This is a genomic window from Erwinia sp. AC075, from assembly GCF_979253995.1.
Genome location: NZ_CEEDEU010000001.1, coordinates 2,078,892 through 2,091,750, shown reverse-complemented (window position 1 = coordinate 2,091,750; position 12,859 = coordinate 2,078,892). Strand labels below are relative to the sequence as shown.

Below are 12,859 nucleotides of genomic sequence, written 5' to 3'. Positions count from 1 at the left end.
AGGATGACGCATGCTCAATTATTTTATCAGACGCTTACTGGGACTGATCCCCACACTGCTGATTGTGGCGGTATTGGTGTTCCTGTTTGTACATATGCTGCCGGGCGATCCCGCCAGGCTGATTGCCGGTCCAGAAGCCGATGCAACGGTAGTGGCACTGGTTCGTCAGCAGTTAGGCCTCGATCAGCCAATGATCCAGCAGTTCTGGCACTTTATCAGCAATGCAGTGCAGGGCGATTTTGGTCAGTCGATGGTATCAAAGCGGCCGGTTTCGGCGGAAATTGCCGCGCGATTTTTACCCACTTTGTGGCTGACGTTAAGCAGCATGGTGTGGTCAGTGATTTTTGGCATGGGCATCGGCATTACCTCCGCTGTCTGGCGCAACCGCTGGCCAGACCGGCTTGGCATGACGCTGGCCGTTTCCGGGATTTCGTTCCCGGCATTTGCGCTGGGGATGCTGCTGATGCAGGTGTTCTCGGTTGAATTAGGCTGGCTGCCCACGGTGGGGGCGGACGGCTGGAAGCACTATATTTTACCGTCCATCACCCTGGGCGCCGCGGTTGCGGCAGTGATGGCGCGCTTTACCCGCGCCTCGTTTGTTGAGGTGATGCAGGAAGATTATATGCGCACCGCGCGGGCCAAAGGCGTGCGTGAGACGCTGGTGGTGGTCAAGCACGGCCTGCGCAATGCGATGATCCCGGTGGTCACCATGATGGGCCTGCAGTTTGGCTTCCTGCTTGGCGGCTCAATTGTGGTGGAAGTAGTATTCAACTGGCCGGGACTGGGGCGTCTGCTGGTGGATTCGGTCGAGATGCGTGATTACCCGGTGGTGCAGGCCGAGGTGCTGCTGTTCTCGCTGGAATTTATTCTCATTAACCTGGTTGTGGACATGCTTTACGCCGCCATCAACCCCGCGATTCGTTACAAATAAGGACCGGCGATGAAAAACTGGCGACGTAGCGCGGCGCTGTCCGCGATGCCAACGATTAACCAACATCGCGTGCGGACACCCTGGCGGGAATTCTGGCGGCGATTTAAAAAGCAGCCGGTGGCGATGGTGGCCGGGGTGTTTGTGCTGCTGCTGATTGTGGTGGCGGTGATTGCGCCGTGGATTGTGCCATTCGATGCAGAGAACTATTTTGACTACGATCGGCTGACCGAAGGCCCGTCGATGATGCACTGGTTTGGTGTGGATTCGCTCGGTCGCGATATCTTCAGCCGGGTGCTGACCGGCACGCGCTTGTCGCTAATTTCCGGCTTCTTCTCGGTGGCGATCGGCGCGGCAATTGGCACCTTGCTGGGGCTGCTGGCCGGCTACTATGAAGGCTGGTGGGATCGGATCATTATGCGCGTCAGCGATGTGCTGTTCGCCTTTCCGGGGATCCTGCTGGCGCTGGCCGTGGTGGCGATTTTAGGCACGGGGATGTCCAACGTGATTGTGGCGGTGGCGATCTTCAGTATCCCGGCCTTTGCCCGTCTGGTGCGCGGCAACACGCTGGTGCTGAAGCATATGACGTTTATCGAGTCGGCCCGCAGTATTGGTGCCTCCGATTTCACCATCATCATGCGGCATATTCTGCCGGGAACGATTTCATCGATCGTGGTCTATTTCACCATGCGTATTGGCACCTCAATCATTACCGCAGCCAGCCTGTCGTTCCTTGGATTGGGCGCACAGCCGCCGACGCCGGAATGGGGGGCGATGCTCAATGAAGCCCGTGCCGATATGGTGATGGCCCCGCACGTGGCGATTTTCCCCAGCCTGGCGATCTTCCTGACGGTGCTGGCGTTCAATCTGCTGGGGGATGGCCTGCGCGATGCGCTGGATCCTAAACTGAAGACCTGATGTCGCTGAGTGCGTGCCCTGTCGGCGCGCGCTGCAGATTTCTGTGCCATGCTTGCTTCTTTCTTAGTGGGGTGGCAATGAAAGAATTCGACTATCAGCAGGATTTCAAAACAATCGACTTTCGTAAGCATCCCGAGTTGTATCAGGTGGGGCGCGGGGAACAGGGCGTGTTAATGGTTGAGCCCTATAAAAGTGAGATCCTACCGCACTGGCGGTTTAAGACACCGGATATTGCGCAGGTGTCAGCCACGGCGATCATGGCGCTTTTTGAGCAGTATCGGAAAAATGATGAGTTTGTCGGCATGGATATGGCCCGCAAATTTATTCAGATGGGCTACACCCGCGCCAGACGCTATGCCAACCATAAGGGCGGGAAGAAATACGATGAGAAGCGCGAGCTGTTGCCCTTCGAGCTGAACGAGGAAAAAGCGGCCTCAGCGGCGATTTTCAAAGGGTATTGGGACCAGATTCGCGCCGATAAAGACTATCTTCAGCGCAAAAAACAGCATCAAAAAGAGTTTGGCTAACGCGGAAAGTGAAAAGGGCCAGCACATTCCGGCCGGCCCTTTTGGCAGGTATTAAATCTTAGACGCCCACAGGTCGTATTCGTCGGCGTTATCCACCTTCACACGCACCACATCGCCTGGCTTCAGGGATTTCTCGCCGTTGAGATAGACGGCACCGTCAATCTCTGGTGCATCAGCCATACTGCGGCCAATCGCCCCTTCTTCATCCACTTCATCGATGATTACCAGAATTTCACGACCGACTTTTTCCTGCAAACGTTCGGCGGAGATCGCCTGCTGCAGCTGCATAAAGCGATCGTAACGTTCTTCCTTCACCGACTCCGGTACCGGATCCGGCAGCTGATTGGCGGTCGCGCCTTCAACCGGGCTGTATTTGAAGCAGCCGACGCGATCCAGACGCGCTTCCTTCAGGAAGTCGAGCAGCATCTGGAAGTCTTCTTCCGTTTCGCCAGGGAAACCGACGATAAAGGTCGAACGCAGCGTCAGGTCCGGGCAAATTTCGCGCCAGCGCTTAATGCGCTCCAGCGTACGTTCAACGGCACCCGGGCGCTTCATCAGCTTCAGGATGCGCGGGCTGGCGTGCTGCAGCGGGATATCCAGGTAAGGCAGCAGTTTCCCTTCCGCCATCAGTGGAATGACATCGTCCACGTGCGGGTACGGGTAAACGTAGTGCAGACGCACCCACACGCCCAGTTTAGCCAGCTGTTCGCACAGGCTGACCATGCTGGTTTTTACCGGCGATCCATTCCAGAAACCGGTACGGTGTTTCACGTCCACGCCGTAAGCCGAAGTATCCTGGGAGATCACCAGCAGCTCCTTCACGCCGGCTTCAGCCAGACGCTTGGCTTCATCCAGCACCGAGCCAATCGGACGGCTGTCCAGATCGCCACGCATGGAAGGGATGATGCAGAAAGTACAGCGGTGGTTACAGCCTTCTGAAATCTTCAGGTAAGCGTAATGGCGCGGCGTCAGCTTCACGCCCTGTTCCGGCACCAGGCTCAGGAACGGGTTATGCGCTGGCTTAGGCACATAGCGGTGGACGTGCGACAGCACCTGCTCATAGCTGTGCGGTCCGGTGATTTCCAGCACCTTTGGATGCACTTCACGGATCTGGTTCTCTTTCGCACCGAGGCAGCCGGTGACGATCACCTTACCGTTTTCATTCAGCGCTTCGCCGATCGCTTCCAGCGATTCTTGTACAGCGCTGTCGATGAATCCGCAGGTGTTGACGATGACGATTTCGGCATCGTCATAACGTGGAACCACTTCATAGCCTTCGGTGCGCAGCTCGGTGAGGATGCGTTCAGAGTCGACCAGATTTTTCGGACAGCCGAGAGAAACAAATCCGACACGCGGCGCCATAGTTGTATTTTGCGACATTACTCATTTCCTGTTTTGCACAGCAATTTTGCGCGGGATTCTACCCATCTCTACGTAGAATTTATACAGCAATATGAAGTGTAGGGGGATTCTTCTGACCGACGGGCATTCCCGGCCGGATTGAGGGAGATCAAAACAAGCGGGATTAGGGGCGGCATTTGTTTGATTTGCTGGGATTTTGACCGGTATAACAGTGGCTGCAAACAGTATTGTTGAGGCTGTTGGCGTTATCAATGGACAGTGACAAGTTATGGTAGACAGCATTGAACAGCGGGTTTATGAGCATGTGCGGCCCTATGCTGGCTCGTACCTGTTCAATCTTAAGAAGGTGAAATTATCGCCTGAGACTGACCTTGATACCGACCTGAGCATTGATGAGCTTGAAATTGAAGATTTGATGAATGAGTTTTTCGAAAAGTTTAATGTTCAGTGAGGAAAATTCAGGATTGAGACCTATTTCCCTGATATGCCTTTTACATGGAATGTCTTTAAAAAGAGTGCAACTTTTCCCGTCCCTGATTTCACTGTCGGGATGATGATTGAATCCGCAAAAGCCGGGAAATAGTTGTATGACTAGCCACAAGCAAGGAGCTCAAAATGGCCGTACCTGTACACTTATTTTTGACCGATGATGGCGGCGCTATAATCCGGGGTTCTTCCGAGGTGAAACACCGTGAAGGAAGTGTGGAACTGAGGAGTTTGCATCACAATATCACCCTCCCAACCGACTCTATGACAGGGAAGGTTACGGGGACTCGCCAACATTCACCTTTCCAGTTCACCAAGGAGCTTGATAGCTCCTCTCCCTACCTCTTCAAAGCTGCGGCAACAGGGCAGACACTAAAATCGGCTGAATTTCGTTTCTATCACATCAACTATGCCGGCCAGGAAGTGGTGTATTACGTAATCACACTGGAAAAAGTGAAAGTGATTTCTGTTAGTCCTGCTATGCACGACACGCGAGGTTGCCCGGGAACAGGTCACATGGAAGAAGTTTCATTGAACTACGAGAAGATCACTCACCTGTACAAAGACGGCAATCTGTTAGCCCATGACGCTTGGAACGAGCGTACAACGGCAACGGCTTGAAACAAAGGGAAAGGGGGCTATTGCCCCTTTTTCATCCGAGAGTAGCGAGTCTAAAAAGCCATTGTTGTAGGGCAATTAAGGTTTACTTGACCCCAAGAATCATATGGAAGCCTGTCATTTACCAACCTGATTGTAAAAAAACAAATCTTAAGTCTGCAAAAAAGGGATATTAGTATGGATACAGTTGAGGAACTTAATGGAACATATTTCTATGCAGGGCGATCTAACGTTAACGCCTCTGAGTTGTTTTTTATGGTATTCGTGATGAATACTGCGAAACACTTCGGGATAGTAGATGTCGCTGCTGTAGTTGCTTTATATAGCGGTATTAATGATCAGACAACGCGAGCTAAACCTATAAACGCCGTCCCCGGTACCTCACGAGTGTCTAAAAGCGTCAGAGGACTTCTCAAAAATACGATGTTCCCATTTGGGATCAAAATGCCAACATGGATAGGAGGTTATACGCCATGGACTGTGAAACTAAAGATGGTTAGAAAAGTAAGCACGTTCGTAGGGCGAACCATACCCCTCATCGGTGAGGTTATTCTGATTGCAGATGTATCAAGGATCACTTACTGCTCTTTACGCGATTATAACTTCATAGCACGAGGTGACGACAAGTTATGGTAGACAGCATTGAACAGCGGGTTATCGAATTCGTGACCCGCCGGAGTGGCGTGTATATGTTCAGGAAGAAGAAATACGACACCTACACCGCGTCCTCAAGCATTCATTTTGACGTGAAGTTAGATCAGGATGATGTTGAAGAATTGATCGATGACTTCTCGGAAGAATTCAATGTGGATATGTCCAGCTTCCATATTGAAACCTATTATCCTGACGTTCATTTTTCCTGGAATCCCTTTAAGAAATCCGAACCGGTGGATATTCCCGATTTCACGGTCGGAATGTTGATCGATTCAGCAAAAGCCGGAAAATGGTTGTATGACTAGCTTAAATTAGCGCAGAACGCGCGGCTTAGGTTAATCCCACAGGAATGTGAGCCCCATTGCAAAGGCAAGAATTGAGCAGGGTACGAGTAAAAGTATGGCGACATAACGTTTACTCTTACGCTTTCTGGTGATGCGCGGAAGACGCGCTATGCTTCAGTTGTCCTTACGTTTTTTTGCCTAATCCTCTGTGAAAAAGGAACACCCCATGCGTGTGTTACGTCTTGGTCTTGTTGCCGGACTTGCGATTGCGGTTCTGGCCGGATGCTCTTCAAAAGTCACGGAATCCCATCAGTATTCTGGGTTTCTCTCAGATTATTCCAAACTGAAACCAACCGAATCTCCGAGCGGGCATCCAACGCTGCGTTGGATTTCGCCAGACTATAAAGCTTCTGATTATCGCGGGATCTATTTCACCCCGGTGGTCTATTACCCTGCGGCGAAACCTACCGAACGCGTTAGCCAGCAAACGTTGGATAGCCTGAGAAGCTACGTAGATACCCGGCTGAAAGCGGCTGTCGCTAAGCAAATGCCGCTGGTCAGTTCCCCGGGCCCAGATACGTTAATTATGAAAACCGCGATCACCACCGTCAGTGCTGAAAATCAGGACATGAAGTTCTATGAAGTGGTGCCGGTTGCCGCGGTGATTGCCGGAACCATGGCGGCCTCTGGCCACCGGACGCAAAATAGCGTGCTTTACCTTGAAGCGCAGCTGATTGATGCCAAAACCGGTAAGCCGGTGGTGGAAGCGGTGCGTAAAGCCTATGGCAAAACCGTACCTAACAACTCGGCACCTGTCACCCTGGAAGACCTTAAGCAGGGCGCTGATGACATGATTAACGACGTCACCACCTTCCCGCATCAACCTTAATCGTCACCTTCCATTAAGCGTCGCACCCTTGCGGCGCTTAATGTTTTGTAAAAACAGCCCCGTCTTCAGCCTTCTTCACTAAATTTAACGAACATTGACCTGAAGGAGTGAAGGTATGTCTCGTCTGTTTCCCCTCTGTTTACTCGCCAGCGCCGTCCTGTTTTCCCATCCCGTACTGGCCGAAAAGGTCAGTGTCGAGCAGTTACAACAAGGGCTTGATCATCCCTGGGCGATGGCTTTTTTGCCCGACAATCAAGGCATATTAATCACCGAACGATCGGGCCAGCTACGGCACTGGCAACAGGGGAAAGGACTCTCGCAACCGATTACCGGCGTGCCGAAAGTCTGGGCGCAACGTCAGGGCGGCCTGCTGGATGTCGTGCTGTCCCCCGACTTTGCGCAAAACCGCCGCGTCTATCTGACCTGGACCGAAGCCGATGACAACGGGCGTGCCGGTGCTGTGGTGGGCTCCGGCTTGCTCAGCAAAGATCTGACGCAGCTGACCGATTTTAAAGATTTACTCCACCAGCAACCGAAACTCTCCAGCGGGGCCAATTTAGGGTCGCGACTGGCCTTTGATCAGGCAGGTTATTTGTACGTCACCTTTGGCGATAACTTCCAGGCCGCGTCAGCGCAGGATTTAACCGCCTTAACCGGTAAGGTTATTCGCCTCAATGCGGATGGCAGTATTCCAAAAGATAATCCTTTTGTCGGTAAGAAGGGCGCCAGACCTGAAATCTGGAGCTATGGTATGCGCAATCCACAAGGGCTTGCCTTTAATCCGTGGAGCAAGGAGATGTGGGAAAGTGAACACGGTCCACGCGGTGGTGATGAGGTGAATATTCCGCGAAAAGGCCAGAATTACGGCTGGCCGCTGGCGACCTGGGGAATTGATTACAGCGGTGAGAAAGTGCCAGGCTCGAAAGGAGGAACCGCGCCAGGCACCGTGCAGCCGGTGTTCTGGTGGAAGGTGTCTCCGGCGATCAGCGGCATGGCCTTCTATAACGGCCACTTCCCGCAATGGAAAAACTCGCTATTTATCGGGGCGCTGAAAGATAAAAGTCTGATCCGTCTGACGGTCAATGGCGATAAGGTCGAAGAGAAAGAGCGCCTGTTGAAGGATCGCGGTGAGCGTATCCGCGATGTCCGGGCTGGCCCGGATGGCTATCTTTATGTGCTGACCGACGAGTCGGACGGCAAGCTGCTTAAGGTGGGATTAGCGAAATAACGGCAGGCTTGACGGTATGGTCAGCAAAATCGGGAGGGCTGATTCAGCCTTCCCGATTTTTGTCAGGCTTATCTTACCCAGTGACACACTTCCCAGCCACGCTGTTCGGCAAGACTGTGCAACTGTTCGCCGGGGTTAATGACATGGGCATGATCCGCATGTTCAAGTAACGCCAGGTCGTTAATTGAGTCACTGTAGGCCCAGGTTTTCCCAAAGGTGGTTTCGCTCTGATCTGCCAGCCAGTCATTAAGACGGGTGACCTTGCCCTCTTTGTAGGTCATGGTGCCGTAGGTCTGGCCGCTGTAGCGGTCATCGACGATTTCCACGCCAATCGCCAGCGCGCCATGGGCACCCAGCTGTTCGGCAATCGGCACCACCAGATGTTCTCCGCTGGCAGACACCACCATCACCTTATCACCGCGTTCCTGATGCCAGGCCATTCTCTCGCGGGCGGAAGGATAAACCCGTGGCAGAATATCCCGCTGAATAAAGCGACGGACCCAGCCCGTTACCGTAAGCGTGCCCATGCCGGTTAATGGCGACAGGGTGGTGGACATGTACTCTTCCATCGACAGGGAACCCTGATAATACTGGTCCATCAGCGCCCGTTCCTGCTCAATCAGCGCGGCCGGTGCAAAGCCCTGGGAGACTAAATAACGAAGCCACAGGCCGGTGCTGTCTTCGCAGATCAACGTTTCATCAAGATCGAACAAAGCTAAATCCATGGTTATTACTCCTGAGGCAAACTTTATTCAGGTTAGCGGAAAAATGTGACTGACTTAACTGTTCTGCGAAAAATCGGAATTTCACCTGGTGCTGTTGGCCGCAAACGGCGAAAAAAAGCGCAGCGAAACGGCATATCCCAGATTTATCTAATAAACTCTGAATAACTTTACAGTAATGCTGTTCTTTTTAAGGCCAGAAACCGTTAGCGTGTCAGGGTTTCCGCCGCCGCGCTGCAAAACACTTGTCTTTCAAATGGATACTTGGGTCTCGTCATGAAGAAATCACGCCTTTCCGCCGGTGCTTTGACACTGACTGCCACCACTTCACTGTTGCTGTTCACCTTCTCAACCCGTGCAGAAGAGGCGCCCGCAGCGCCACAAATCGATGCTAAAGCCTGGATCCTGATGGATTACAACAGCGGTAAAGTGCTGGCGGAATCCCATGCAGATGACCGTCTTGACCCTGCCAGCCTGACAAAAATGATGGCCAGCTACGTGGTAGGGCAGGCCATCAAAGCCGGCAAAATTACCAACGACGATATGGTGACCGTCGGCAAGGATGCCTGGGCGACGGGTAACCCCATTCTGCAAGGTTCCTCGCTGATGTTTCTGAAGCCGGGCGATCGCATTCCCGTTTCAGAACTGAACAAGGGAATTATTATCCAGTCTGGCAATGACGCCAGTATTGCACTGGCCGATTATGTTGCGGGCAGTCAGGACTCCTTTGTCAGCCTGATGAATAACTATGTGCAGGCGCTCGGACTGAAAAATACCCACTTCAAAACCGTGCACGGACTGGATTCTGACGGGCAATACAGCACGGCCAGAGATATGGCGCTGATTGGCCAGGCGTTAATCCGCGACGTTCCGCAAGAATATGCGCTGCACAAAGAGAAAGAATTCACCTTTAACCGCATCCATCAGCAGAACCGCAACCGCCTGTTGTGGAGCAGCAACCTGCAGGTTGATGGCATCAAGACCGGCCATACCGCGGGCGCGGGAAATAATCTGGTGGCTTCGGCGGTCAGTGGCGACCAGCGCCTGATTTCAGTGGTGTTAGGCTCCCCGACCGATGCCACGCGTTTTCGCGAGAGTGAAAAGCTGCTGACCTGGGGATTCCGCTTCTATGATACGGTCACGCCAATCAAAGCCGACAAGCCGTTTTCCACCCAGCGGGTGTGGTATGGCGAAAAGAAAGAGGTCAATCTTGGCGTCGCCAGCGATGCCTCAGTGACCGTGCCGAAAGGTCAGCTCAAGAACCTTAAAGCCAGCTTTACCCTCTCACAGCCTCAGCTAACTGCGCCGTTGAAGAAAAATCAGGTGGTGGGCAATATCGATTTCCAGCTTGATGGCAAAACGATTGAACAGCGACCGCTGGTGGTAATGGAAGACGTGAATGAGGGGGGATTTATTAGCCGCATCTGGGATTTCGTGATGATGAAAATGACCGGCTGGTTCGGCAAATGGTTTGCCTGACGCGCGGTAAGAAATGAAAGGGGCGAAGAGATTCGCCCCTTTTTTTATCTCTGTCAGACCAGATCGTATGCGATAGCGGAAATCGCGATTAATCCCACCAGCACCACAAAGATATTGCTGATTTTGCCGCTGTACTGACGCATTGCCGGCACTTTATTGATGGCATACATCGGCATCAGGAACAGCAGCACGGCAATCACCGGGCCACCCAGGGTTTCAATCATTCCCAAAATGCTTGGATTCAGGGTAGCGACCAGCCAGGTGGTGATCAGCATAAAGATGGCGGTGATGCGGTTCAGCTTCGCTTCCGGCAGCTTTTTCGCTTTCTCACCGAGAGATTTAACCATCAGGCCGTTGAAGCCTTCACGCGCACCAAGATAGTGACCGAGGAAGGATTTGGTAATGGCGACCATGGCGATGATCGGTGCCAGCCAGGCCATCAGCGGCGTATCAAAGTGGTTCGCCAGATAGGAGAGGATCGAGATGTTCTGCGCTTTGGCTTCGGCAAGATTCTCCGGAGACAGGCTGAGTACGCAGCTGAATACGAAGAACATCACCGTTACCACCATCATCAGATGGCTGCGGGCCAGAATGCGTGAGCACTTCTTCTCGGCTTCCTCGCCATATTCCTGACGTTTGGCCACCGCAAACGCGGAGATGATCGGCGAATGGTTAAAGGAGAACACCATCACCGGTATCGCTAACCACAATGTCATCCACAAGCTGCTGCCGCTGCCTGCTAAGCTGACGTGCTGGAAAACGGAGCTGTTCCAGTGAGGAATCAAAAACAGCGCCAGTGCCATCAGCACAATCACAAACGGATAAACCAGCACGCTCATGGTTTTGACGATCATCTCTTTGCCAAAACGCACAATCGACATCAGACCGACAATCAGGATTAAGGCCAGCAGCGCCCTTGGCGGCGCCTGCATATGCAGCTGGTGGGTCATAAAGCTCTCAACCGTATTGGTGATCGCCACGCTGTAGACCAGCAGAATCGGGTAGATCGCGAAGAAGTAGAGCAGGGTGAGCAATTTACCGGCGCCCTGACCGAAATGCTCTTCAACCACACCGGTGATGTCTTCACCCACTTCACGTCCGGACAGCACAAAGCGACACAAACCGCGATGGGCGAAGAAGGTCATCGGGAACGCCAGAAGCGCCATAATCAGCAGCGGGATCAACCCGCCGATACCGGCGTTTATCGGTAAGAACAACACACCGGCACCAATCGCCGTGCCGTACAGGCCCAACATCCACATGGTGTCGCTTTTGCGCCAGCTGGCTGCCTCTTCGGCGCTGGCGAGGGGCAGTGAAGCCGTTTTGGATGAATCCATGATGATCTCCAGTTTGAAAACAGTAAAGTAAAGTGCGCTATACAGCGAAAACGGCGGCGAACCAGCGCAATTTAATTTAAGGCTCTGCCTGAAAGGCCGACACTCTACCATCTGAAATGGAAGAAGGAAGGGGGCGAAAACGAATTTCTGGCGATCTGAATCACAATACCAATAATATTATTAGTGATAAATGCTGGAGGGGATTTTTAAGGTGGGCAAATACGCTGGTTTTATATTGCTGCTGTGGTTTTTTAGACTGGGATTTTACTGATTGGAGTTGGTTAAATAATGTTCATCTGATCGTTTTTTAACGATTTACCAACATTAAATATGATGTAAATCAATGCAATAGATTTTAAGGCGGGAGCAAAAGTTAACTAATATCCTGGCTTGCGCAACACGAGAGCTAAATTCACCGAATATGAGATCGCGTTGCGCAATAAAACTGCCGCTTCTTTAACCATGCAGCGAATAAGCACTTATCCGCAACCGCTAATTGCGCACCCAGCCTTTACGAATGGGGAAGGCGAACAGCAGTCGATATATCGTGGAGATATTCTGTAACAGGCGGCGGCCACAAAAAAACCAGGCAACCTGCGCAAACAAACAGGAGAGCGCACCGACCAGCAATCCTCCCAGCATATCCATTGGCCAGTGGACGCCAAGGTAAATACGTGACCAGGCAATGGCGGCACCCATCAGCAATAACACGGCACCTGACCAGCGACGATGCCAGCAGAAGAAGGCAATGGCGAAGGTGAAAATGGCGGTGCCGTGGTCACTTGGGTAAGAGTCATCTGGCGCATGCGGCAGGAACTGATGACCCAGACCCACCACAAAAGGTCGCGCATGGGGGAATAAATTGCCGACGCACCAGGAGATAGTCAGCGCATAACCCAACGCTATGCCCGTTTTCAACACCAGCTTACGCTGTGAACCCACTTCGCGCTCTGGTCCCCACAGCCACATGGCGACTATCAACACAGGCACAATGGCAATCAGGTCGCGCGCGATAAACGTTGCCAGGGAAATCAGCCAGTCCGGTGAGGCCGGCGTTGCGTTTATCCACAGAAAAAGCATGCGGTTCAGCGCTTCCATCGTTATTTATTCCTCGTTTTAAAAAGGTGTAAGACACACCTAAAGTCCAACACTCCAGCCAAACCTGTCAGCCAGTTGATCAAAGGGGTAAAAGGCGTTCGGCATCGGTGCTTAACGGCGATACCAGTACGCTGTCCTGCGTGACATCGAAGGCAAGTGGCTTGCAGGATCAGTCAGATAAGATAAAAGCACCGCACAAGAAGATAAATAGACTCTCTCCTATTTGACGGTCTGGTTGTGCTTTTGTTAAGAATTGATGACAGTTTACTGTCAGCCCGAGAAAGGGAGAGCAAAGATTCGGGGGTGTTAAAAAAGGGATCATCATGCGG

At 52.4% G+C, this 12,859-nt stretch carries 13 protein-coding genes and 1 pseudogene; 10 read left to right on the top strand and 4 right to left on the bottom strand.

What is annotated here, in order from left to right:
- Positions 1-10: 10 nt before the first annotated feature.
- The 3 genes from gsiC (at position 11) to AC0IXH_RS09815 (ending at position 2,373) form a co-directional block, all read left to right on the top strand.
- Positions 11-931 (top strand): glutathione ABC transporter permease GsiC, encoded by a 921-nt coding sequence (gsiC, locus tag AC0IXH_RS09825; RefSeq protein WP_013201473.1) that lies wholly within the window; start codon positions 11-13, stop codon positions 929-931.
- A gap of 9 nt (positions 932-940) precedes the next feature.
- The gene (gsiD, locus tag AC0IXH_RS09820) at positions 941-1,846 is read left to right on the top strand and encodes a glutathione ABC transporter permease GsiD (protein WP_013201474.1); all 906 of its coding nucleotides are present in this window, start codon (positions 941-943) and stop codon (positions 1,844-1,846) included.
- A gap of 77 nt (positions 1,847-1,923) precedes the next feature.
- Positions 1,924-2,373, top strand: coding sequence for a DUF4385 domain-containing protein (locus tag AC0IXH_RS09815; protein ID WP_151037872.1), 450 nt, complete (start codon positions 1,924-1,926; stop codon positions 2,371-2,373).
- Between the two features lie 51 nt (positions 2,374-2,424).
- Here the strand turns inward: AC0IXH_RS09815 and rimO are convergent, their stop codons facing one another.
- Positions 2,425-3,753: a 30S ribosomal protein S12 methylthiotransferase RimO gene (gene rimO, locus AC0IXH_RS09810; protein WP_013201476.1), complete on the bottom strand. Its 1,329-nt coding sequence runs from the start codon at positions 3,751-3,753 to the stop codon at positions 2,425-2,427.
- Between the two features lie 250 nt (positions 3,754-4,003).
- Between rimO and AC0IXH_RS09805 the strand changes: the two are divergent.
- The 6 genes and pseudogenes from AC0IXH_RS09805 (at position 4,004) to AC0IXH_RS09780 (ending at position 7,894) form a co-directional block, all read left to right on the top strand.
- Positions 4,004-4,318: pseudogene (locus AC0IXH_RS09805) on the top strand (DUF1493 family protein).
- Positions 4,319-4,350: 32 nt separating this feature from the next.
- Positions 4,351-4,842, top strand: a complete 492-nt coding sequence (locus tag AC0IXH_RS09800) for an Hcp family type VI secretion system effector (RefSeq protein ID WP_346594953.1) — start codon at positions 4,351-4,353, stop codon at positions 4,840-4,842.
- 174 nt (positions 4,843-5,016) lie between these two features.
- Positions 5,017-5,475 carry an STM2901 family protein gene (locus AC0IXH_RS09795; protein ID WP_134823798.1) on the top strand — a complete coding sequence of 153 codons (459 nt, stop codon included), beginning with the start codon at positions 5,017-5,019 and terminating at the stop codon, positions 5,473-5,475.
- Positions 5,469-5,798 carry a DUF1493 family protein gene (locus AC0IXH_RS09790; RefSeq protein ID WP_053145847.1) on the top strand — a complete coding sequence of 110 codons (330 nt, stop codon included), beginning with the start codon at positions 5,469-5,471 and terminating at the stop codon, positions 5,796-5,798. The genes AC0IXH_RS09795 and AC0IXH_RS09790 overlap by 7 nt, the downstream gene beginning before the upstream one ends.
- A gap of 205 nt (positions 5,799-6,003) precedes the next feature.
- Positions 6,004-6,666: a DUF3313 domain-containing protein gene (locus AC0IXH_RS09785; protein WP_013201478.1), complete on the top strand. Its 663-nt coding sequence runs from the start codon at positions 6,004-6,006 to the stop codon at positions 6,664-6,666.
- 115 nt (positions 6,667-6,781) lie between these two features.
- Positions 6,782-7,894, top strand: a complete 1,113-nt coding sequence (locus AC0IXH_RS09780) for a PQQ-dependent sugar dehydrogenase (RefSeq protein WP_013201479.1) — start codon at positions 6,782-6,784, stop codon at positions 7,892-7,894.
- 68 nt (positions 7,895-7,962) lie between these two features.
- Here the strand turns inward: AC0IXH_RS09780 and AC0IXH_RS09775 are convergent, their stop codons facing one another.
- Positions 7,963-8,619, bottom strand: coding sequence for an HAD family hydrolase (locus AC0IXH_RS09775; protein WP_134823800.1), 657 nt, complete (start codon positions 8,617-8,619; stop codon positions 7,963-7,965).
- A 273-nt stretch (positions 8,620-8,892) separates the two neighbouring features.
- Here AC0IXH_RS09775 and AC0IXH_RS09770 point away from each other — a divergent pair, with 273 nt between their 5' ends.
- A complete protein-coding gene (locus AC0IXH_RS09770) occupies positions 8,893-10,095 on the top strand; it encodes a serine hydrolase (protein WP_013201481.1) in 1,203 nt (400 codons plus the stop codon).
- Positions 10,096-10,148: 53 nt separating this feature from the next.
- On the opposite strand, the gene AC0IXH_RS09765 is transcribed toward AC0IXH_RS09770, so the two are convergent.
- A complete protein-coding gene (locus AC0IXH_RS09765; protein ID WP_013201482.1) occupies positions 10,149-11,432 on the bottom strand; it encodes an HAAAP family serine/threonine permease in 1,284 nt (427 codons plus the stop codon).
- A 492-nt stretch (positions 11,433-11,924) separates the two neighbouring features.
- The gene (gene ybjG, locus AC0IXH_RS09760; RefSeq protein ID WP_346566010.1) at positions 11,925-12,530 is read right to left on the bottom strand and encodes an undecaprenyl-diphosphate phosphatase; all 606 of its coding nucleotides are present in this window, start codon (positions 12,528-12,530) and stop codon (positions 11,925-11,927) included.
- Positions 12,531-12,859: the final 329 nt, after the last annotated feature.